The following is a 22,676-nucleotide window of genomic DNA, read 5'->3' as shown; positions in this document are numbered from 1 at the left end:
CAGTGGGTGTCGGTGTGTTGCGGTAGGTAGGTCTTGCAGTGCGGTCTGTGAGCCGCAGTCACCGAAGCGCGACTGCGGCAGGTGTCTGGTGTTAGTGCCGGAGGATGTCGAAGCCTTTCAGAACTGGTACCCGAAGCTGGCCCATAGCCGCGGCTCACGCTGACGGTCGTCGGACTGGGCATCCCCGCCGTCCAGTGGCCAGGCGCTGCTGAGGTCGAGGTTGAGGCTGTGGCGACGGTAGCGCAGGCCCAGGCCGGCGCCGGCCAGGGAGCGGGCATCGCCCTCGTCGGCGCCGCCATTGGGAGTGCGGCCCTGGTCGTAGAACAGATAGGGAGCCAGGCCTAAGCCGGTGTGGTAGCGCAGTTCCAGCTGGGCCAGCCAGCCGCGGCTGTCGGAGCCCTCGCCGTTGGGGTAGGCCCGCACGCCATTGGGGCCGCCGAGCTGGAAGCTCTCGGAGCCGTCCAGGTGTTTGTGGTCCGCCCACTGCCCGGTGACCCGGCCATAGGCCTGCACGCCATAGCCCAGGGTTTGCAGGCGTGCCAAGTCCAGGTTGACCTTGGTGAAGCCGTAGTCGGCCCCGGTCTGCCCCGACAGCGACTGGTCCAGCACGCCGGGGGTCAGCCCGAGGCTGCCGTAGGTGAGGCCGCCCTGGCCAAGGGCGTCGCGGCTATCGAAGCGCAGCACCAGGGGCAGGCTGTGGCTTTCGGTGGCCTTGCGGTAGTCGGCAAAGTCGATGGTGTCGTCCAGGTCCTTGTAGCGGTACCGGGCGCTGAGGGAGAGGTTTTGGGTCTGGCGGCGCACCAGCGGGTAGCTGAGCCCCGTGGTGTAGACATGGGCGGTGCCGGTGTAGCCATCAAAGCCTTTGCCCAGGGAGTAGTCGGTGTGGGCGTAGCCCAGGTCGGCGCGCAGGCCGCTGGTGCCAATGGGGCGTGAATAGTCCAGGTTGCCCAGCCAGGTCTGCTCACTGGAATACAGTGCCGTCACCTGGAGTTCATCCCCCACCGTAAGCAGGCCGCGGGCGGTGGCGCCCACGCGGCCCCGGTAGGCGCCGGAGAAGCGGTTGCCGTGGTTGTCGGCACCCACTTCAAACGCAACACGATCGCTTTCCTGCGCGCGGACGTCCAGGTCACCTTCGCCCACCGCCTGGCCGGGCCGCAAGACCGGCGTGACGGCGAGCCCGGGGAGGTCCCCCAACAACAGCATCTGCCGCTCCAGCGGCGCGGAGGCGATGGCCTCTCCACTGACCAGCGGCGTGAGGTAGGGCTGTGCCGCCGTCACCAACTGCGGGTCGTCGCTGTGTGCGGTGACCTGGCCATAGCGACCTTCCACCACCTGAATGGTGAGGGCACCGTCGTTCAGCGATTGGGCGGGCAACAGGGCGTGGGTGAACGGGTAGCCCTGGTCGCGATAGAACCGGCTGATGTTGTTGGCCAGACGGCGCAGACCGGCCAGGTCCCGGGGGTGGCCAAGGGCACTGGGAATAACCCGAGCCAGTTCGTCGTCGGAAAAGCGCTGGTTACCCTGGAAGGTGATGGCCGTGAGGGTGACCGTGCGGCCGCCCGGGTCGGTGTCGGTCAGCGCTTCACCCTGCAGTTCCAGATCCACTGACGGCGCGGTGGGGCTGAGTGTGTCGGGCTGGTTCTGTTGCAGAATCTGGCCGGCGCCCGGCGCTGTCTGGGCCTGGGCAAGCGGGGCCATAAGCGGTGCTGCCAGCACCAGGGCCAGGGTAAGGGTCTGATTGTTACTTCGTTGCATGAGTGCGGTATTCCCGTGCCAAAATCCGTTGAAGAGCCACTGATTGGCTGCCGATCCTCTCTGAGGGCGCCCGCTGGGCAGCCCTCCGTTCGTGCATTGGCGCTAGTCGGCAGCGCCTAACAGTGTCTGCTCTGGCAGGCGAATGCCGCTGCCTTCCACTTCGATGTCGATGCCGGCGTTCACTGATGACGAGCGATCCTGCCGCTGCGTGACCTGCCGTTGCAGTGTGGAGATGCTCTCGCCTGGCGCTGCGTCCATGCTGGGCTCTGGCTCTGGCTCTGGCTCCGGTTCTGGGTCAGGATCTGGATCTGGATCTGGCTCTGGATCTGGCTCTGGATCTGGCTCTGGATCTGGCTCCGGTTCCGGTTCTGGGTCAGGATCTGGATCTGGCTCTGGATCTGGCTCTGGATCTGGCTCCGGTTCCGGTTCTGGGTCCGGCTCCGGTGGCGGAGTCGGCGGCAGGGCGGCGATCAGCAGTTCGCCCTCTTCAAAGGTGATGGCGTAGTTGGGGTTGGCGGCGTCGGTCAGCGAGCCTTGCTGGATGGCGTAGCGACCCGTGCCCTCGCCGGGGGCGCGGCTCAGGGTGCCGGTCAGGTTGTCGCCGGCGACCAGGCCGCAGTCAGCCGTTGCGGCGCCACAGCCGGCCTGCCAGGTGAGAGCGGGGTCGGCCTGGCCCTGGCGTTTGCGCAGGTCATCGGCGGTGACGGTGACCGGGCGGGGGGTGATGGTGAGGGTGCCGTCGTTGAAGGTCAGGTCGTACCCCTGTTGGCCGGAGTACAGGCCATCGAGCGCAATCCCATAGCTGCCGGCATCCTGGCCGCCACCGGTGATGCTGGCGGTGCCGAGGATCAGGCCGCTGTCGTGGGAGCCACTGGCGCTCCAGCTCCCCGGGCCGGTCTGGGCGGTGCCGTTGTAGGTGGCGCTGGCATCATCGGCGGCCACCGTCAGCGATGTGAGAAAGCTGCGCAGCAGCGGGGTGGTGTGACCTTCGTAGAGGCGCCAGACGCTGCCGGTGCCGCCCTGGGCATCGATGTCCCAGTTGGCGTCGGTGAAGGTGGAAAGGGTTTGCAGGTCGGTCAGGCTCTTGCCGATTACGCCGGCTGCCGCCGCATCGTTGCCAACGCCAATGCGGCTGGGGTTGGCATCCTGGTTCCAGAACACCTGGCTGAGCGACGCCGAATTCTGCAGATTTCCGACGGCGCCGCCGACAAGAGTACTGCCGGTTACCTGGCCGGTGGCATAACTGTTGGTGATGGTGCCGCCATTGTACTGGCCCACCAGCCCCCCCACCTGTGCGCCGGGGCTACTGACATCGCCGCGGGCATAGCTGTTGCTGATATCCATGGAACCGGCGCCGACCAGCCCACCGGCAACGCCCTGGCCCTCTGACAACACCGCCACATCCGTGTAGCTGTTTTGGATAACGCTATCGTCCCCGAACCCAACCAGCCCGCCAGCCCCAAAAAGCGCGGCCGTTACCTGACCACGACTCGCAAAGCTGCTGTTGATGGCGGTGTTGCGAGCGTGCCCCACCAGAGCACCAACATAGAGATTTCCCGCCAGGCTGACATCCGATAACCCGATATTCCTCAACGTGGCGCCTTCGGTGCCTCCAAACAGCCCAACAAAGCCTTCGGTGGGACGCTGAATGGACAAGCCGTCGATGATATGGCCCCCGCCATGGAGGCTGCCGGTGAAGCGGTTTGCGGAATCGCCAATGGGATCAAAGCCTTCGCCGTCATGCCAGTTGGCGGTGCCGCTGGCGTCGATATCGTTGGCCAGGACGAAGGAAGGGCCCAGCAGGCTGTGAGACCCGATCCCCTGCAGGCCGTAGATGTCGGTTATCACGATAGGGTCAACCCCGCTTCCACCGCCACCGGCGGTCCGCCGGAACGTCGCGTTCGCTGGATCGATACGAAAATCGTGAACAGCGAAGTCTGGCAGATTGCTGGTCTCCTGTTGCCAGCGGCCACCGGCCAGGTCGAAGACACTGCCCGCGCCGCCGTCAATGGCGCCGATGTGGGTGATACTGCCGCTGGTGTCGATGCGCAGGGTGCCGTTGTCCCAGCTCACGCCGTTGGTGAGGGCGACATTGCCGGCGGTGGCTACATTACTGTCGGTGACGGTTCGATCACCGGCAATCAGATCGACCCCCTGCTGGCCGGAATAGAGGCCATCGAGGTCCAGGCTGGCCAGGTATTCGCCGTTATTGGTGCTGCCGGCGAGGGTCAGCGCGGTGTTGGTCTGGCTGCCGGAAATCCGCGGATCATTCAGCGCATCGCCTGCGGCGGCGCCGATATTCGTCAGGTGAGCGCCGCTGCCGTCGTACTCCGGCCGCACCGTCAGTGGAGTGAGGAAACTGCGCAGCAGTGGGGTGGTGTGGCCTTCGTAGAGGCGCCAGGTGCTGCCGGTACCGCCCTGGGCGTCGATGTCCCAGTTGGCTGCCAGAAAGTCACCCAATTGCTGCATATCGACCTCAGACAGGCCAGACCCTCCGGCGGATGAAGTTTGCCCTGTGCCGTCGATGCTGTAAAAGCTGTCCTGGACGGTCTCTCCATTCCAGCCATAGCCAATCAAGCCCCCATGATTCGTGCCGGTTGCTCCGGTTACCCGTCCGGCGGCGTAACTCCGATCAACCGAGCCTCCCTCCAGTTCACCGATCAGGCCTCCCAGGTCGTTACCGGTGCCGGTCACGGTGCTGACAGCGTAGACATCTAAGATCGTGGTGGTTTTTGATTTGCCTATCAGTCCGCCAAGCTGCGATGCGCCGGTGACGGTGCCGGAAGCATAGCTGTTGCGAATCTCGCTGTTCCAGGCGTTGCCGATCAGGCCGCCGCCAAAGTCACCGGCTAACTCGACATCGGCAGTGGCGAAGCTGTTGCTGATGTCGACGCGAGTGGTGTAACCGACCAAACCGCCGACATTCTGGTTGCCACTGATTTGCCCGGTGGCATTGCTGTTGTGGATGGTGGTCTGGTAGCCATCTCCCACCAAGGCACCGACCTGGTTTTCCCCGGTAATCTTGACGTCCACCAGTCCGACATTGCGAATTACGGCGCCGTTGGTTGCACCAAACAACGCGACGTTGTCTTCACCGTAGAACCCACCGGTCGGTGCAGAAACCAAGCCGCTGATAGTATGCCCCAACCCATCGAACCGACCGGTAAAGGTATGGCCATAAGTCACTCTGCCCAGTGGCGCAAAGCCCTTTGCCCAAGCCGCCGTGGCGCTGGCATCGATATCACTGCCGAGTACATAGTTGCCCGAGAGACCGCCTAGAATACCCTGCAGATCCGTGCCGCTATTGGAGCCCTCCGTTCCCAGGTCGGTGATGATGGTGTAGTCGATGGGCGTGCCATCGCTGCCTTGCAACGTGCTGAAATGGCTAGTGCTGGCAAGGTCTACTGGCGCATTGACGTAATAATTGGCGGTATTGCCCGCTGCAAGGCTGTCCTGCCCATACAGCAGCGACAGAGTCCCGGCACCGGTGACACTCACCTCACGGTTGAATTCGATATTACGCTCGGCATTCAGGGTCAGGGTGTTGGCGCTGCTCCAGCTCACCTCATCGTTGACCAGAATGTCGCCATTGCCCCCATCCGTTCCCATGGTGGCAGTTTCGATTTCAAAATCGGTGGTAGCCAGGGCATCACTCACCGCTTGGCCGGTCATGTCACCGCCACTGGCGGCGATGGTGAAGTCTTTGGGGTCGATCAGCCAGGTGCCGGTATCGCCGCTGTCAGCGTGGGTGGTCACGGTGGTGCCGTCGGCCACCTGCACCTGGGCGGCAGAGGTTTCGATAAACCCGCCGTCACCCGCATCGGGGCTCAGGTCAGCCGGCGCGGAGGCATCCAGTGTACCCGCCACCTGCACCCTGCCGCTGGCCATATCGCCCATCAGCATGATCTCGCCCCGGTCATTGCTGGCCAGGGTGCGGGCTTCGGTGATGCCGGTGTGGTTGATGACGCTGCGGGTCAGTTCGTTGGCGGCCCTGGCGGTGAGATAAACCAGCCCGCCATCGGCGCGAATGGCGCCGCCCTGTTCGATGTGGGTTTCCAGTCGGGCTTCGTCGACTTCAATTTTCACCGGCCCGCCGAGATCGAGGGTCACCTTATTGCCCGCGCCCATCAGGGTGCTGCCGTTGGGAGTGGTGATGCTGCCGGTGTGGATGATTTCGGCGGCGATCATCGCCACCGCGCCGCCTGCGGCACTGGTGATGCGACCGGCGTTGATCACCGCATTGCCGCTGTCGCCCTCAAAACGATAGTTGCCCGCCATGAAGTCGTCAGTGGTGATGTCCAGCGTTGAGGCAACCAAGGCGCCCACATCCACCTGGGCGGTCCGGGAGAAGTGAATACCGTTGGGATTGACCAGGAACACCCGGCCATTGGCGGAGAGGGCACCGCGAATGTCGGAGACGTGGTTGCCGGTCACCCGGTTCAGTGCCGCGGCCTCGGCGTTGGGCTGCTGGAAGTGGACCGAGTGACCCTCGGCGATGGAGAAATCGTCCCAGTTGATGGCCAGGTTCTGGCTGTCCTGATGGATGGTGAGCCGGTTGCCCTGATGGTCAAAGCCGCCGTTGCCATCGATGATCCGCCCGCCGGTGGGCAGGTCGCTGGCAAACGCCGGCAGTGTCACCAGCAACAGCCCGCCCAACGACAATGACCGGGTGGGCTGCTTGCCCCGCCCGGCGGAGGGGCTTCGGGTCTGTCGTCGGGCATGCTCTCCCACGGCCTGCCAAACGCCTTTGGTGGCATTCCAGACGGTTCGGTAGGTGTGGTTCATGGCGTCTCATCCTCTGATAACGGGTCGTTTTTTTATAACGGGTGAGGATAAAGAAGCGCTGGTGGGGACGGCTATGGTGGCGCTTTATGACTTTCCCAATGTTTATCATTTTTCCTGGTTAGGTTGCATACTGGTTTCAATGCGCAAGGATTTTCTTGTCGACACCGGCGACTTGCCACAAACTTCATGAGGGGCTCTGGTCAGAGATCCCATAGCTTGGACCCATGTTGCATGCGGAATGTGTATGTCCGGTGATCGGGGCAGAGGGGAAGCAGTGGCCCCGGAACTGACTGCAAAATCACCGTCGCCATCGTCCGGGCTGTTGTCGGGCTTGGCGCTGCGTACCCTGTTGCTCAGTTTGTTGCTGGTGGGTGTGACGCTGGGGGCGATCCTGCTGGCGCTGCATGCCTTTGGTCAGTACCGCGACACCATTGCCGAGCTTGACCAGCAGCAGAACCGCGGCCTGGCAACCGCGCATTTGCTGCTTCAGCAGACCGAGGGTCTGGTCTCCAGCAGCTCACTGCTGTTGCTCGCCAGTACCCACTTCCAGCGCCGTGAGGCGATGTTCGAGATTGCCGACCGTGCCGAGTGGGTGGGCCGGCTGGTCAACCAGCTGGCGGCGCTGCGGGGGGAGTCTTCCCGCTTTGACGACATTCTGGCGGTACGCCAGCAACTGATGGCCAATGTGGCGGCCATGCAGGGGCTGGTACACCAACGGATCGATCTCCGGGCCGCACTCAGCGGTGATTCGCCGCCGAGCCGGGCCAGACTGGAGCAGCTGGCTGACGTGGAAACGCAGCTGGCGGCGATCATTCGCGACAACCGGCTGTTGTCCCGCAACCTGGGCATTTCGGTGGGCTACCACGTGACCGCCATGCGTGAGCAGGTGCAGGGCACCATCGGCGATCTCAACGCGGACATCGCGCGCCTGGAGACACTGCTTAAAGCCTCGGCGGTGGCGGTGATTCTGGCGGTACTGCTGCTCCTGGGCTTCATTCAGTTCGGTGTGGTCCGGCGCCTGCGCCGACTGCAGGCGAGTTTGAGTCGCCCCCGCCCACTGCCAGAACACATCGAGGTTCGAGGTGGCGACGAAGTGGCCCACATGGGCGCCGCAATCCGGCGTTACGTTCACAGCATCAACCTCAACGAACAGCGCATTCTGGAAATGAACCGGGAGCTGAACTTTCTGGCGACCCACGACTCCCTCACCCGGCTGCACAATCGCCACTATTTCGAACAGGCGCTGAAGGTTCATGGTGAGGCGCCACAGGGCAGCACACTCTGTGTGGCGCTGATGGACATTGACTACTTCAAGGCGATCAATGACAGCTTCGGCCACGATGCCGGCGACAGGGTGTTGCAACACATCGCCCGGTTGATCCGGCGGGAGTTGCCCGATGAGGTACTGGTGGCCCGCTATGGCGGCGAGGAGTTCGCGCTGCTGGCCCGGGATGTGCCATTCAAGGCTCTGCAGCGGGGGCTGGATGTGCTGCGGCGGGAGATTGCTGCGACGGTGATCGAGGTGGGGTCGCAGCGTCTTTCGGTGACTGTCAGCATCGGCCTGGCCCAGCAGCAACCCGGCTGTTCGCTGGCCAGCACGGTCAAAGAGGCCGACGAACGCCTGTACCAGGCCAAGAACGCAGGCCGCAACCGTTTGGTGGCCCATTCTCCCAGACCTTCCGGCAACGAGGTGTCGTTATGATTCGTGTTGTGCACCGGCTGGGTATTCCCCGGGTGGTCGTTCTCTGGCTGGTTCTGCTGTTGTGTCTGCCGACACTGCTCTGGGCCAATGACACCGTCACCATCGATCGCCAGATCCAGCCGCCCCACCTCGACCCCACACTGACCCCCTCCGCCAGCGTGGCCGAAGTCACTCACATGAACGTTTTCCAGGGGCTCACCCGGCTGACGCGGGAGGCCGAGGTCCAGCCGGCCCTGGCCACTGCCTGGTCGGTCAGCGACGATGGTCTGACCCTGACCTTTAACCTCCGCCGGGGCGTGGTGTTTCACGATGGCCGACCGTTCAACGCCGAGGTGGCGGCGTTCAGTCTGGCGCGACTGGTGGACCCGGACTCCGGCAATCCCCAGCGGCCGCTGTACAGCGCCATCGAGCGGATTGAGGTGAGCGCGCCGTTTGAACTGCGACTCCACCTGACGCGGCCGGATGCCCTGTTGCCCTATCGGTTGGCGTTTTCGGCGGCGGTGATCGTGCATCCTGACAGTGTCGAAACCAATGCCACCCGGCCGATTGGCACCGGCCCCTATCGGGTGCTGCCCTGGGAGGGTGGGCCGGTGTCATTGACGGCGTTTGAGGAGTACTGGGGCCCCACGCCGGCGATCCGCCATGCCCATTTCACCTTTACCGCCAATCGCATTGAGCTGGAGAACAGCCTCAGCGCCGGCAAGGTGGATGTTCACGCCGATGCCAGCCCGCTTCCCAGCCATCTGCAACTGGCCTTGCACCACGACTTTTCGGTGTTGCAGGGCAACGGCGAGGGCGAGGTGATCCTGGCGCTGAACCATGCCCATCCGGCGTTGCGGGATCTGCGGGTCCGCCGCGCCCTGGCCCATGCTATCGACCGGCAGGCGCTGCTGTCGATCTACGAACAGTTCACTCCGCAACTCATCGGCAGCCACTTCTCCCCCCAGCACCCGGCCTACGTGGATCTGGTGGATCGCTACCCCTACGATCCCGACCGTGCCCGCGCGCTGCTGCGTGAGGCCGGGGCGGAGTCCCTGAGCCTGACGCTGAGCCTGCCACCGCCCATCTATGCGGAACGCGGCGGGTTGCACATCGCCAGCGACCTGGAGGCGGTGGGGATTGCGGTGCAGGTGGAGCGGCTGAGCTGGCCTGACTGGCTGGACCGGGTCTTTAACCGGAAGCTCTACGACATCACTCTGATCTCTCACGTCGAGCCGATGGACATCGATATCTACGCCCGGGACGATTACTACTTCAACTACCGCAGCCCCGAGTTCCAGGCACTCTGGCGGCGCATTGAACGAACCCAGGATGAGCCGCAACGCAATAGCCTGCTCGGCGACGCCCAGCGTCTGATCAGCGATGACGCGGTGAACGTGTTCCTGTACATGAAGCCCCAGCACTCCATCCACCGCACCGGGCTGAAAGGACTGTGGCAAAACGCCCCGATTCCCGCGGTGGTGCTGGAGGAAATGTACTGGGCGTCACCCTAGCACGAGCCCCTCCCTGGGCTGGCACGGGTGATCGTCGAAGGGGGTTAGTGCAGCTTCAAACGGGGATGCATAGCGCGGCTGATCTTGTCCATCAGCCAGATGACCCCGGTGCGCAGAAAGCCGTGCAGGGCCACCTGGTGCATGCGATACAGCGAGACGTAGAACAGCCGGGCAACCTTGCCCTCGATGTACATGCTGCGACCGGAGAGGTTGCCCATCAGGTTGCCGACGGTGGTGTAGCGGCTGAAGTTGATCAGCGAGCCGTGGTCCTTGTAAACAAAGGGCACGTCTTCGCGGCCTTCGAGGCGGTTGACCAGCGTCTTGTAGAGGGTGTCGGCCTGCTGGTGCGCGGCCTGGGCCCGCGGCGGTACCGGCCGGTCGGAGTCCGGTTGCGGGCAGGCGGCGCAGTCGCCGAAGGCGAAGATGTCGCGGTCGGCGGTGGTCTGCAGGGTCTGGGTTACCACCAGCTGGTTACCGCGGTTGGTGTCCAGGCCATCGAGTTTGGCGAGGAAGGCCGGTGCCTTGATGCCGGCCGCCCAGATGGTCATGGCTGAGGGCAGCTCGGTGCCGTCTTTCATCACCACGCCGTCGGCTTTCACTTCACTGACCGGCTGTCCGGTGAGCACGTCCACATGCTGGCGTTCCAGTTCCCGAGTGGCGGCGGCGGACAGGCGCCCCGGCAGAGCCGGAAGGATGCGATCTGCCGCCTCGATCACGCGGATGCTGACGTCCTGTGGCTGCAGCGAGTTCATGCCGTACACCGGCAGCTCGCGGGAGGCCAGTCGCAGCTCTGCCGCCAGTTCCACCCCGGTGGCGCCAGCCCCGATGATGGTGATCGGCAATTGCGCCGGCTGGCCGTGCTTGGCTTCGTGGTTGGTGCGCAGGAAGGCGTTGAGCATCAGGTTGTGGAAACGCCGGGCCTGGGCGAGGCTGTCCAGAAACAGACAGTGGTCTTGGGCGCCGGGTGTGCCAAAATCGTTGGCGGTGCTGCCCACGGCGATGACCAGGGAGTCGTACTGGACATGACGCTCCGGCACCACTTCCACCCCCTCGTTGTCGTAGAACGGTTCCAGGGTGATCTGGCGGTTTTCCCGGTCAAGGTCGCTCATGCGTCCCAGCTGGAATTCGTAGTGGTGTTTGCGGGCGTGGGCGCGGAAGTTGATCTCATTGGTGCTGGCGTCCAGCGACCCGGCCGCGACTTCATGCAGCAGTGGCTTCCAGACGTGGGTGAGGACCGCGTCAATCAGGGTAATACGGGCTTTCTGACGCTTGCCCAGCTTATTTCCCAGGCGCGTTACCAGTTCAAGACCACCGGCTCCTCCGCCGACAACGACGATGTGATGCAGTTTATCCATGGATGCAGTTCCTTAAGTGAAGACAGCGAAAGGCTCTCAATCCATCGACTTGAAAACGCTTCGCTTTCTTCACTTGCCCCACTCCCGGTGCATCCCCCGGAAGGCGCGCCTATGCTATCCCGATGCCAGCGGGGAAACAATGTCGCTCTCCGGTCTATTAGCACCATACCGATTACGACGATAGTGGCGGGCGAGATGTGACAACAGTGCGGCATGTGCTTACCCGGTGCTCAGTTCTTTTGTTGGTTGTGGTTGGTTAGCCGTGCTCTGGACAGACAATCCGGTGGCCTGCTACAACCGGAACCTACTGCCTGGTATGGCGGTCAACATTCTGCGTGAGCATCGCCACGCAAACCAAGATATCCAGAAGGAGCAACACGTGAAAATCACTGTCAGCGGTATCAGCGAGGGTCAGCCGATTCCCGAATCGTTTGCTTTCGGTGTGTTCAGTGCCGAGGACCACATGAGCTTCGGCCCCAACCGCAACCCGGAAGTCAGCTGGGAAGACGCCCCGGCCGGAACCAAAAGCTTTGCCGTGGTGATGTTTGACCCGGATGTTCCCAGCGTTGCCGACGACGTCAACCAGGAAGGCAAGAGGGTGTCTAAGGATCTGCCGCGGGTGGATTTCTTCCACTGGCTGCTGGTGGACATTCCGGCATCGGTCAGTCGTATTCCGGAAGGCGAGGACAGCGACGGTGTGTTGCCCAAGGGCAAGCCGGCGGGTCCGGGGCCAATTGGCGTGCGTGGCATCAACACCTACACCCAGTTCCTCGCCGGCAATCCGGACATGGCCGGCACCTACGCCGGTTACGACGGCCCCTGTCCGCCCTGGAACGATGAGATCCTCCATCACTACCACTTTGAGGTGTACGCCCTCGACGTGGAGACTCTGGGCCTCAGTGGCGAGTTCGATGGCGAGGCTGTACGTGAGGCGATGGCGGGCCATGTCCTCGCCCAGGCGCGAGTGACCGGGACCTACACCCTTAATCCGGACCTGCGTTAAGCGCTTTCCCGGTCACGCCGATGGGCGGGGCCGGGGCATCTCCTGTCGAAGAAATACCCTTGCGCCGGGTAACAAATCCCCCCAACCGGTGTCAGTGCCTTCGAAGCAATGGATTCCGGAGGCCTGGATGCAACGTCTGAAACTGATTCCCCTGGCAGTGCTGTTGTGGCTGATGGCGGTGCCGGCTGTGGCCGGTGACCCGGAACGCAGCGAGGTGGTGTTGTTCTCGCAACCCTATTGCCCGGGATGCCTGGCGGCCAAGCAGTTCTTTGCCGAGCAGGGCGTTGCCTATCAGGAGTTCGATATCAGCACCTCCGAAGCGGCCCGCGACACCTTCGAGCGACTCGGTGGCCAGGGGACGCCGTTCCTGCTGATCAATGGCCGTCGGGTACAGGGGTTCTCGGAACCGGTGGTGGCGCCGTTGCTGTCTGAGAAGCCTTGACTCAACCCTGATCAGGTCCTGAACCGTCTTTGGACTGGCTGGCCAGCGCCCGTTCGATTTCCTCATCCAGCCGGCGGGCGTAGCGGTCATCCAGACGCTGGTCGCTGTGGCCCTTCATCAGCTCGATGCTGTTGCGGAGGTTGGCAACGAAGGAACGGCAGTGGCGGCACATCATCAGGTGGGTGCGCACCGACAGCCGTTGCGTCAGTGGCAGGTCACCTTCGATGTAATCGCTGGCGATCACCGCCAGATCTCGGCACATCAGCATTGGCCCGTCTCCTGAAAGTGCTCCACCATCAGGAAAATCTTCTGTCGCGCCCGGTGGAGCATCACCCGCAGGTTGGACGCACTGACCCCCAGAATGTTACAGACTTCCGCCGATTGCCGCTGGTGGGCTTCGTAGAGCATCAAGGCCGAGCGCTGGGCCTCGGGCAGCTGGGACAGATGTTTGTCCAGGCAGTCGCCAAGGGCGCCGTTCTCCAGCAGGCTCTCGGCGGTTTCACGGGTGCTCAGCTGGGGTGGCTGGGACCAGCGGCCGTCGCTGCGAAACCGGCTTGCCAGTTGCGGTTCCAGCGCCTCGCTGAAATCGGTCTGAACTTCCCGCTGGCTCCGGCGCAGGCTGTTTTTGGCCTGGTTGGCAACGATGCGATGGAGCCAGGTCTTGAGACTGGCGCGACCCTCGAAGCCGGCAATGGCGCTGACCACCCGGGTCCAGCACTCCTGCACGATGTCCTCGGCGCTGCTATGGTCAGTGTAATAGCGCGCCACCGCCAGCATGCCGGGGGTGTAGCGGCGCACCGCCTCCCGATAGGCAGCGGCCTCGCCTGCCTGCAGTCGCAACACCAGTTGCTGTTCGTCGTTGTGTTCCCGAGTTGGTGGCATATCGTTTTCTTTAATTGGTTGCATTCGTGAAGGTAAAGAGACAGAAAAGTGAACTTTGTTCCGTAACATCCTGCAAGAATAGGTGTCCATGGCCGCAGTGATTCCACCCAAAAGGTAGTCGAACCCATGATCAATCGGAAAAAACTTGTCCTGATCGCCATCATCGCCCTGCTGGTGGGGCTGTTTATTGTCTTTGATGGCCATCAGCTGTTGACCCTGGCCAACCTTCAGGCCCACCAGGCCTCGCTGGCACAGTGGATTGCCGATAACACCCTCGCTGCGGTGGGTGGGTTCGTGCTGATCTACATCGCGGCCACGGCGCTGTCGCTACCGGGGGCTGCGGTACTGACGCTGGCCGGTGGTGCCTTCTTCGGTAACCTGCTGGGTTTGGCGGCAGCGTCGGTGGCGTCCACCGCAGGCGCGTCGCTGGCGTTTCTGGCGGCCCGCTTCCTGTTCCGGGATACCCTGCGCCAGCGCTACGCCGAGACCGTCAGGCGGATGGATCGGGGGATCGAGAAGGACGGGGCCTTTTACCTGGCCACCCTGCGTCTGGTGCCGGTGTTCCCGTTTTTCCTGATCAACCTGGCCATGGGTCTCACCGGCATGAAACTGCGCACTTACGCTTTGGTGAGCTGGCTGGCGATGCTGCCGGGCACGTTTGTGTACGTGAACGCCGGTACCCAACTGGCGCAGATCGAAACCCTGGGGGACATCGTATCACCGGGCGTGCTGGGGGCTTTTGTGTTGTTGGGGGTGTTTCCCCTGGTGGCCAAGTTTGCCCTCGGTTTCGTGCGTCGGCGCCGGGTATACCGGGGCTTCCAGCGCCCGCAGCAGTTTGACTACAACCTGGTGGTGATCGGCGGTGGTTCCGCCGGCCTGGTGTCGGCTTACATCGCGGCGGCGGTCAAGGCCAAGGTGGCGCTGATTGAGCGTGACCGCATGGGCGGCGATTGCCTCAACACCGGCTGTGTGCCGTCCAAGGCGCTGATCAAGAGCGCCAAGGCCGCCGACACCATGCGCCATGCCGATCGTTACGGCCTGGACTCGGTGCCGGTGCAGGGTTCGTTCGCCAACATTATGGCCCGGGTGAAACGGGTGATCGCCCAGGTGGAGCCCCACGACTCGCCGGAGCGTTACCGCAAATTGGGGGTGGACTGTATCGCCGGTTCTGCGGAGTTCGTCTCGCCCTGGGAGGTAGCGGTCACCCACAGTGATGGTCGCCGGCAAACCCTGACCGCGCGCAGCATCATCATCGCCACCGGTGGCCGTCCGGCAATGCCACCAATCCCGGGGCTGGAGCGGATGGAGCCGTTGACCTCCGATACCCTCTGGTCGCTGACCGAACAGCCACAACGGCTGCTGGTGCTCGGTGGCGGGCCAATCGGTTCGGAGCTGGCCCAGGCCTTCCAGCGTCTGGGCAGCCAGGTGATCCAGCTGGAGCAGGGCGACCGCCTGCTGGCGAAGGAAGACCCCGAGGTGGCCGAGCTGGTGCAGCGCCAGTTTGAACGGGACGGCATTGATCTGCGGCTGGGACACCGTGCCCTGGAATTTGCCGAGGAAGACGGCGAGCGGGTGGTCTATTGTGGCCGCGAGGGCGCGGATAACGCTGAGGAGCGGGTCCGTATCGGCTTTGACCGGGTGCTGGTGGCGGTGGGCCGCAGTGGCAATACCCGCGGCCTCAATCTGGAGGCTCTGGGCATTGAGCCGGAACGCAATGGCACGGTGCCGGTGGAGGATGACCTCAGCGTACGCTTCCCCAATGTGTTTGCCTGCGGTGATGTTGCCGGTCCGTACCAGTTCACCCACGCGGCGGCACACCAGGCCTGGTATGCCTCGGTGAACGCGTTGTTCGGCCAGTTCCGGCGGTTCCGGGTGGAGTACCGGGTGATGCCCTGGGTGACCTTCACTGGCCCTGAAGTGGCCCGGGTGGGGCTGAGCGAGACCGAGGCGCAGGCTCAGGGTGTGGCCTACGAAGTGACCCGCTACGGCATTGACGACCTGGATCGTGCTATTGCCGAGAGTGAGGACCATGGCTTTATCAAGGTACTGACCCCGCCCGGCAAGGACCGCATCCTCGGCGCTGTGGTGGTAGGACAGCACGCCGGTGAGATCCTGGCGGAATTCACCCTGGCAATGAAACACGGGTTGGGGCTGAACAAGATCCTGGGAACCATTCACCCCTATCCGACCTGGAACGAAGCGGCCAAGTACGCCGCCGGGGAGTGGAAGCGGGCCCACGCACCGCAACTGGTGCTGCGGCTGCTGGAAAAGCTGCACCGCTGGCGCCGGGGCAAACCCGGGAACGCCGCGTCCACGGCGGTGGAATCACAGCAGCTATAACAAAGGCCGCCAAACCTGTGTTGGCGGCAGCGATGAGAGACAGGAGACAACATGCCCTCTAACGCGAGCAGTGCCCGTCGCATTCCGGCGGTGGAAGTGATTTCGCCGCGCGCGGTGGACAGCTGGACCCACACCCGCTCCGGCGATCCCCGGGGCTACATCGACAGTGACCAACTGCGGGAGCTGTGGATACACACCGGCACCGCCTGCAACCTGGCCTGTCCGTTCTGCCTGGAAGGCTCCCACCCCGGTGACGGGCGCATCCCCGGCATGACCCTGGACGACGTCAAACCGTTCATCCATGAAGCGCTGGAGTTGGGCGTCAGCCAGTTCTCGTTCACCGGCGGCGAGCCGTTTGTGATCCGGGACTTCGTCAACATCCTCAACTACGCCAGCCAGCACCGCCCCTGTTTTGTCCTCACCAACGCCACCGAGCCCCTGCTCAAGCGTCGCCACCAGGTGTTGCCACTGCTGGAGAATCGCCACGACATCCACTTCCGGGTCAGCCTGGATTACCCCAATGCCCTGCGCCATGACCGGGATCGGGGGGATGGCAGTTTTGCCAAGGCGCTGGAGGGCATTCGCTGGCTCAGGGAGCAGGGCTTTGTGGTGTCGATTGCCCGCCAGTCGGATGAGGGTGAAGACCCGGAGGAAGTGGCGGCCGCGTTCCGTCGCATCTTCCGGGATCACGGCATTCCCGAAGACCTGGCCTTCACCGCGTTTCCCGACCTGGGAACCCCGGGCTCGGAGGACGGCAGTCCCGAGATCACCGAAACCTGCATGGAGAAGTACCCGAGCCGGGAAAGCCGGGCCCACTTCATGTGTACCTACACCCGCATGTTGGTGAAAAAGAAGGATCAGGTCCGGGTCTACGCCTGCACCTTGGTGGACGATGACCCGGACTACGACCTGGGGGCGACCCTGAAAGAAAGCATGGACCAGCGGATCATGCTGCGACATCACCGCTGCTTTGCCTGTTACCGCTTTGGCGCCAGTTGCGCCGAGCCCACCTGATTGGACCAAGGGAGACCACACCATCATGTCGATTACCGAAGCAACCCTGTTCTGGGGCTTCCTGCTGGTTTACGGCGCCATCATGTACTGGCTGTCCCCCCGCAGCACCACGGCCAAGTCGTTCTATCAGGGGGCGGATGACAAGGGCAACCCGGTCGGTCAGTGGTCACTGACGGCGAGTATCTTCATCAGCTGGATCTTTGCCAAGTCGGTCACCAACGCCGCCAACCTGGGGGCGGCCTACGGCGTGGTGGGTGGCCTGGCCTACGCCACCTACTGGCTGTCGATTCCGGTGGCCGGCTATGTGATCTACCTGATCCGTACCCAGACCGGCGCCACCAGCCTGCAGGACTTTCTCACCTCCCGCTTTGGCCGGCTGGCGGCGTTGAGCTTTGCGGCGGCGATCCTGATCCGGCTCTACAACGAGGTGTGGAGCAACACCGCGGTGGTGGGCGGCTACTTCGGCCTGCCCGGGGAGTGGCAGTACTACGCCGCGGCGATGTTGTTCACCGCCTTTACCCTGGCCTACAGCCTCAAAGGCGGGCTGCGCAGCTCGATCTTCACCGATGCGATCCAGGCGGTGGTGTTCGTGTTCTTCGTCGGCGCCGTGCTGTTCCTGATCGTCCCGGCCAACGATACCGGAACCCTGCTTACCACCGGCGAGTTCCGCCTGGAGGCGGGCATGGACCTGTTGCTGGTGGCCGGGCTGCAGATCTTCAGCTACCCCTTCCACGACCCGGTGCTGACCGATCGGGGGTTCGTCAACCGCGAGAAAACCATGCTCAAGAGCTTTGTAGTGGCGGGTCTGCTGGGCTTTGTCGCGGTGTTTATCTTCAGCCTGGTGGGGGTTCATGCCCAGCTCAATGGTATCGAAGCCATGGGCAACGCGCCGGCAGCGGTGGGGCAGTCCCTGGGGCTGACCGCGCTGTTCTTCATGAGCGTGGTGATGATGACGTCGGCCGGCTCCACCCTCGACTCCACCTTCACCTCGCTGGCGAAATCGCTGGCGGTGGACCTGCCCCGGCTGGCCCGCCGGGCGGCAGACCGGTTGCCGAGCCTGCGGGTGGGGGCCGTGGTGATGGTGGTGTTTGCGATTCTCGGCAACCTGCCAATGTTTGCCGGCACCGACATCCTCAAGGCCACCACCATCTCCGGCACCATGGTGATGGGGCTGGCACCGGTGTTCCTGTTCTACGGCTTTACCCAATGGTCGCCCTGGAGCTTCCACCTCAGCTTCTGGGGTGGCCTGACGCTGGGGGTGTTGCTGGCCATGGGGCTGGTGCCGGCGTCCTGGGCCATCGGTGAGGGCAAGTACGCCATGCTGCTGGGAGTGAACGCCTACGGCTTCCTGATCTGCAGCGCCGGTTTCTTCCTGCCGCTGGTGCTGCGCCGGCTGGCCGGGCGAGCGGTCGAACCCAGCCGCGGCACCAACTAGTGTCCCGTCTGGTTAACTCGTTAACTTACTACTTGTCTCTGAGGGTTCTGACCAAGGCGCCGCTGTGCCGATGTGGTGGTTCCACATCAAACAGTGGCAACACAGGCTCAGAGCCCTCAGAGACAAGCCCTTCGGGAGCCACTGACAACCCGAATAGCGTCGTTGTACTGTCTCGATTTGGAACCACCAAACCTTCACCAGCACGCCTAGCTCTTCGGGTTGTCAGTGGCTCATTAAGTCAACGAATTAACCAGACGGGACACTAGTGTCCCTTAACAAAAGTTCGTCTTATTATTGATTTTGTCGGATAGCCGAGCGATTGACGCAATGATTTGATCGGCTGTTTTACGCCAGACAAACGGCTTGGGATTGTCGTTGTAGGTCGCAAGATAGTCTTTAATTGACGCTTCCAACTCGCGAGTACTGCGATGCGAGTTGCGCTTGATCCACCGCTCCGAGATCAGGGCAAAGAATCGTTCCACTAAGTTGACCCACGACGCCGAGGTTGGCGTGAAATGAACGTGGTATCTGGGTCTGGCAGCAAACCAGGCTCGCACCTTTTCGGTCTTATGAGTCCCGTAGTTGTCCATGACCAAGTGAATATCCAGATTCTCTGGAACCTCCCGGTCGATCTCATTCAAAAAGGCCAGAAACTCTTTGGCACGGTGTCGCCTATGAAGACGTCCGATAACCTCACCGGTGGCTACATCCAAGGCGGCAAACAGGGTGGTGGTGCCGTGACGAACGTAATCGTGCGTCCGAGTCTCTGAATAGCCAAACGACAGGGGGAGCGCCGGTTGGGTCCGGTTCAGCGCCTGTATCTGGCTTTTCTCATCCACGCACAGCACCAGAGCCCGGTCAGGCGGATTCATATACAACCCAACAATGTCGTGGACCTTGGCGACGAAGTGCGGGTCGGTTGAGAGCTTAAACGTCTCCAGGCGGTGAGGCTTCAGACCAAATGCCCGCCAGATTCGACTGATCGCCATGGCATTGAGGCCCGTTTCCTTGGCCATCAAGGTTGTCGACCAATGGGTCGCCTCCTTGGGCTTGGACTGTAGCGTTTTGTTGATGACCTCCGTGACCTTATCGTCATCAATACTGCGGGGCCGACCACTCCTGGGGGCATCGGTCAGCCCGGCCACCCGGAACTGCTCAAACCGCTTGCGCCACTTGCTGACCGTTTCGGCCGTCACGCCTACTCGCTCTCCGATCACTCGCCCGGGAAAACCCTCGGTGCTCAACAGGATCATTCGTGCTCGTTGTTGCTCAGCCGCAGGCATCTGCCGGCGACGAACCCACGAATTGAGCTCATCGCGTTCTTCGTCTGTAATAATCAAAGGGGTGACCGGTCGTCCCATTGCAGTAGCTCCCTCAATGCTTTCTGCAATTATAAACTTTAACCGCAAAAATTCGACGAACTTTTGTTAAGGGGCACTAGATGGCGACAGATCGTGAGGCGGCGGGCCGCGCCTGCCCGCTGCATTACCGTTACCGGCCCGAGCAACTGGGGCAGGATCCGGAAGCCTGGCCTGAGCAGGTGCTGTACGTCGCCGGTGGTTTGTATGGCAATCCTTTCGCCCTCGATGCAATCGAATCCATGGTGGCTCAAGAGCGGGCCGCCGGGCGTTCGGTCAGGCTGCTGTTCAATGGTGACTTCAACTGGTTCAATGCCGACGACACCCTGTTCCGGACCATCAACAACCGGGTGTTGCGACATGATGCCATGCTGGGCAACGTCGAGTACGAACTGGCCCAGCCCAGTGACAGCGCAGGCTGTGGCTGTGCCTACCCGGAGTTCGTCGACGACGGTGTGGTTTCGCGGTCCAATCGCATCATGCAACGACTGCAGGCGGTGGCCGCTGACCAGCCGGAAATTCAGCAGCAATTGCGTGGTCTGGCGCGTTGGCGCTGCGGGATCTTTGGTGGCCTAAAGGTTTTGATTTTACACGGAGATCCCGAGTCCCTGGCGGGCTGGGGGCTGGCCCGGGAACGGTTGCAGGCATCGGGGGATCAGCGGCTACGGCAGTGGTTCCGCCAGACTGGCGCCGATGTGATGGTCTGCAGCCACACCTGCCTGCCGCTGTTGTGGCAGGGCGAGGTGGATGGCCGGCTCTGTCGGGTGGTGAACAACGGTTCCGCGGGGATGGCCAATCTGTATGGTGACAGCCGTGGCCTGATCGCCCGAATCAGCGCCATGCCGCCGTTCGCGACGAATCTGGCAATGCTCGAGGGGCATGCTCAGACGGTCGCGCTGGCACCGGTCTCGTTCGATCTGCACGCCTGGCAGGGGACCTTCGATCGGCTCTGGCCGGCCGGCTCCGACGCCGCCATTTCCTACCGTGATCGCATCCTCCAGGGTACCGGATTAGATGCATCTGACATGCTTCTGTAACCCTTTCTGCAAGCCCGTATGCGATGATAGGTACTGAGGCGATGATCGCTTTTTGATCATTCCCCGGGGTTAGCTCTGCTGATGACCTTGAAATATCTTTCGAGGTCTATATAATTTAGCACTAACTTTTTGAGGCGAATGAATCACACTATGACCACCGAAGGTTCGAATACCACCGCCATCACCCTCCGGATTCCGGAGAAGCGTGATGGCTTCCGGCTCTACCAGCTGGTGGCCCAATGCCCGCCGCTGGACCCCAATTCCATGTACTGCAACCTGCTGCAGTGCACCCACTTTGCCGAGACCTGTGTTGCCGCCGAACTGGATGGTGACCTGGTCGGATTCATCTCCGGCTACATTCCTCCGCAACAGCCCGACACCCTGTTCATCTGGCAGGTGGTCGTCCACGAGAAAGGACGCGGCCAGGGGCTGGCCAAGCGCATGCTCAAGGCCATCGCCGGCCGTGAGGTGTGCGCCAGCGTGACCCACCTGGAAACCACCATCACCGCGGACAACGAGGCGTCCTGGGCGCTGTTCCGTTCGTTTGCCCGCGACCTTGGGGCAGAGCTGAAGTACCACGAGCACTTCGAGAAGGCGGCCCATTTTGGCGGCGAACACGATTCCGAGTTCCTGCTGCGTATCGGTCCCTTCAGCCAACCAGCCATACCGTGAGCGAGCCGGCGGCTCGCTGAGGTCGGGCTGCCAACAGGCTCCAAATCACGTGCGACGCGCTGGTCGCGACCGACACTGAACAGCCTTCGCACATCTACCTCGAACCTAAAATGCTAAGAGGCAAGACAATGGATATTTTCAAGAGCACCGAATCCGAAGTACGCGTTTATTCCCGCGCTTTTCCGATGGTTTTCAACCGGGCCAAGAACGCCCACATCTACTCCGAGGATGGCCAGGAGTACCTGGACTTTCTCGCCGGTGCCGGCTCGCTGAACTACGGTCACAACAACGACACCCTGAAACAGGCACTGCTGACGTACATCGAGAGCGATGGCATCAGCCAGGGTCTTGACCTGTTCACCACCGCCAAGCACGACTTCATCGCGGCGTACAAGAAGTACATCCTCGACCCCCGTGAGCTGGACTACAAAATGCAGTTCACCGGACCGACCGGTACCAACTGTGTGGAAGCGGCCCTGAAACTGGCCCGCAAAGTGAAAGGCCGCGACGGCATCATCTCCTTCACCAACGGCTTCCACGGTGTGTCCCTGGGTGCGGTTGCCGCCACCGGTAACAAGCACCACCGCGGTGGTGCCGGGGTACCGCTGAACAGCGTGACCTTCATGCCCTACGACGGTTATCTGGGCGAGGGTGTCGACACCCTGGCGATGATGGACAAGATGCTGTCTGACAATTCCTCCGGTCTCGACCTGCCGGCCGCCGTGATTGTTGAGGCGGTACAGGGCGAAGGCGGCCTCAACGCGGCCAGCGCCGAGTGGCTGCAGGGTCTGGAGAAACTGTGCAAGAAGCACGACATGCTGCTGATCCTGGACGACATCCAGGCCGGTAACGGCCGTTCCGGTGAGTTCTTCAGCTTCGAATTTGCCGGAATCAAGCCGGACATCGTCACGGTCTCCAAGTCCCTGAGCGGCTATGGTCTGCCGATGGCGCTGGTGCTGTTCAAGCCGGAGCTGGACGTGTGGGGTCCGGGTGAGCACAACGGTACCTTCCGTGGTAACAACATGGCGTTTATCACCGCCCGTACCGCCATCGAGACGTACTGGAAAGACGACGCCTTCGCCAAGGAAGTGCAGGAGAAGACCGAGGTACTGGGCAACGGCCTGCAGGCCATCGCTGACAAGTACGGTAGCGATTTCTACCTCAAGGGCCGTGGTCTGATGCGTGGTATTGCCTGCCCCAACGGCGATCTGGCGGACAAGATCACCTCGCTGGCGTTCGAGAAAGGCCTGATCATTGAGACCAGTGGTCCCAACGACGAAGTCATCAAGTGCCTGATGCCGCTGACCACCAGCAAGGATGACCTGAAAAAGGGTACCGACATCCTGGCCGAGTGTTTTGACGAGGTTTTGGGTACAAGTCTGAGCAAGGCATCGTAACGCCAA

At 62.6% G+C, this 22,676-nt stretch carries 17 protein-coding genes; 11 read left to right on the top strand and 6 right to left on the bottom strand.

The window, feature by feature from the left end:
• Positions 1 to 117: 117 nt before the first annotated feature.
• Complete coding sequence (locus J2887_RS19930; RefSeq protein ID WP_227172870.1) at positions 118 to 1,755, bottom strand: ShlB/FhaC/HecB family hemolysin secretion/activation protein; 1,638 nt, start codon at positions 1,753 to 1,755, stop codon at positions 118 to 120.
• Positions 1,756 to 1,857: 102 nt separating this feature from the next.
• A complete protein-coding gene (locus J2887_RS19925) occupies positions 1,858 to 6,540 on the bottom strand; it encodes a filamentous hemagglutinin N-terminal domain-containing protein (protein ID WP_227172869.1) in 4,683 nt (1,560 codons plus the stop codon).
• On the opposite strand from J2887_RS19925, the gene J2887_RS19920 reads away from it, so the two are divergent.
• The 3 genes from J2887_RS19920 (at position 6,539) to J2887_RS19910 (ending at position 9,735) form a co-directional block, all read left to right on the top strand.
• Positions 6,539 to 6,730, top strand: coding sequence for a hypothetical protein (locus tag J2887_RS19920; RefSeq protein ID WP_227172868.1), 192 nt, complete (start codon positions 6,539 to 6,541; stop codon positions 6,728 to 6,730). The genes J2887_RS19925 and J2887_RS19920 overlap by 2 nt on opposite strands.
• Before the next feature lie 84 nt (positions 6,731 to 6,814).
• Positions 6,815 to 8,242 carry a GGDEF domain-containing protein gene (locus J2887_RS19915; RefSeq protein WP_227172867.1) on the top strand — a complete coding sequence of 476 codons (1,428 nt, stop codon included), beginning with the start codon at positions 6,815 to 6,817 and terminating at the stop codon, positions 8,240 to 8,242.
• Positions 8,239 to 9,735: an ABC transporter substrate-binding protein gene (locus J2887_RS19910; RefSeq protein ID WP_227172866.1), complete on the top strand. Its 1,497-nt coding sequence runs from the start codon at positions 8,239 to 8,241 to the stop codon at positions 9,733 to 9,735. The genes J2887_RS19915 and J2887_RS19910 overlap by 4 nt, the downstream gene beginning before the upstream one ends.
• A 44-nt stretch (positions 9,736 to 9,779) precedes the next feature.
• On the opposite strand, the gene J2887_RS19905 is transcribed toward J2887_RS19910, so the two are convergent.
• Positions 9,780 to 11,090: an NAD(P)/FAD-dependent oxidoreductase gene (locus J2887_RS19905; RefSeq protein WP_227172865.1), complete on the bottom strand. Its 1,311-nt coding sequence runs from the start codon at positions 11,088 to 11,090 to the stop codon at positions 9,780 to 9,782.
• 379 nt (positions 11,091 to 11,469) lie between these two features.
• On the opposite strand from J2887_RS19905, the gene J2887_RS19900 reads away from it, so the two are divergent.
• Together J2887_RS19900 and J2887_RS19895 are read left to right on the top strand one after the other, a co-directional pair.
• Positions 11,470 to 12,093 (top strand): YbhB/YbcL family Raf kinase inhibitor-like protein, encoded by a 624-nt coding sequence (locus J2887_RS19900; RefSeq protein ID WP_227172864.1) that lies wholly within the window; start codon positions 11,470 to 11,472, stop codon positions 12,091 to 12,093.
• 127 nt (positions 12,094 to 12,220) lie between these two features.
• Positions 12,221 to 12,535, top strand: a complete 315-nt coding sequence (locus tag J2887_RS19895; protein ID WP_227172863.1) for a glutaredoxin family protein — start codon at positions 12,221 to 12,223, stop codon at positions 12,533 to 12,535.
• 1 nt (position 12,536) lies between these two features.
• Here J2887_RS19895 and J2887_RS19890 read toward each other — a convergent pair whose 3' ends face one another.
• Together J2887_RS19890 and J2887_RS19885 are read right to left on the bottom strand one after the other, a co-directional pair.
• Positions 12,537 to 12,803, bottom strand: coding sequence for a zf-HC2 domain-containing protein (locus J2887_RS19890; protein ID WP_227172862.1), 267 nt, complete (start codon positions 12,801 to 12,803; stop codon positions 12,537 to 12,539).
• A complete protein-coding gene (locus tag J2887_RS19885; protein WP_227172861.1) occupies positions 12,797 to 13,417 on the bottom strand; it encodes an RNA polymerase sigma factor in 621 nt (206 codons plus the stop codon). Before J2887_RS19885 ends, J2887_RS19890 begins: the two co-directional genes overlap by 7 nt.
• A gap of 126 nt (positions 13,418 to 13,543) precedes the next feature.
• On the opposite strand from J2887_RS19885, the gene J2887_RS19880 reads away from it, so the two are divergent.
• Genes J2887_RS19880 through J2887_RS19870 form a run of 3 tightly spaced genes read left to right on the top strand, consistent with a single transcriptional unit; the run spans position 13,544 to position 18,206 of the window.
• Positions 13,544 to 15,757, top strand: coding sequence for an FAD-dependent oxidoreductase (locus J2887_RS19880; protein WP_416381875.1), 2,214 nt, complete (start codon positions 13,544 to 13,546; stop codon positions 15,755 to 15,757).
• A 51-nt stretch (positions 15,758 to 15,808) separates the two neighbouring features.
• Complete coding sequence (locus J2887_RS19875; protein WP_227172860.1) at positions 15,809 to 16,771, top strand: radical SAM protein; 963 nt, start codon at positions 15,809 to 15,811, stop codon at positions 16,769 to 16,771.
• 25 nt (positions 16,772 to 16,796) lie between these two features.
• On the top strand, positions 16,797 to 18,206 hold the full coding sequence (locus tag J2887_RS19870) for a sodium:solute symporter family transporter (RefSeq protein ID WP_227172859.1): 1,410 nt from the start codon (positions 16,797 to 16,799) through the stop codon (positions 18,204 to 18,206).
• A gap of 272 nt (positions 18,207 to 18,478) precedes the next feature.
• Here J2887_RS19870 and J2887_RS19865 read toward each other — a convergent pair whose 3' ends face one another.
• Positions 18,479 to 19,567, bottom strand: coding sequence for an IS630 family transposase (locus tag J2887_RS19865; RefSeq protein ID WP_227172575.1), 1,089 nt, complete (start codon positions 19,565 to 19,567; stop codon positions 18,479 to 18,481).
• An 80-nt stretch (positions 19,568 to 19,647) separates the two neighbouring features.
• Between J2887_RS19865 and J2887_RS19860 the strand changes: the two genes are divergently transcribed.
• The 3 genes from J2887_RS19860 (at position 19,648) to ectB (ending at position 22,670) form a co-directional block, all read left to right on the top strand.
• A complete protein-coding gene (locus tag J2887_RS19860; protein ID WP_227172858.1) occupies positions 19,648 to 20,601 on the top strand; it encodes a hypothetical protein in 954 nt (317 codons plus the stop codon).
• 150 nt (positions 20,602 to 20,751) lie between these two features.
• A complete protein-coding gene (ectA, locus tag J2887_RS19855; protein WP_227172857.1) occupies positions 20,752 to 21,273 on the top strand; it encodes a diaminobutyrate acetyltransferase in 522 nt (173 codons plus the stop codon).
• Positions 21,274 to 21,401: 128 nt separating this feature from the next.
• Positions 21,402 to 22,670 (top strand): diaminobutyrate--2-oxoglutarate transaminase, encoded by a 1,269-nt coding sequence (ectB, locus tag J2887_RS19850; RefSeq protein WP_228752826.1) that lies wholly within the window; start codon positions 21,402 to 21,404, stop codon positions 22,668 to 22,670.
• Positions 22,671 to 22,676: the final 6 nt, after the last annotated feature.

It is taken from the genome of Marinobacter sp. CA1, assembly GCF_020546665.1.
Lineage (GTDB): Bacteria > Pseudomonadota > Gammaproteobacteria > Pseudomonadales > Oleiphilaceae > Marinobacter > Marinobacter xestospongiae.
This window is presented reverse-complemented; position numbering and strand designations above follow the sequence as displayed.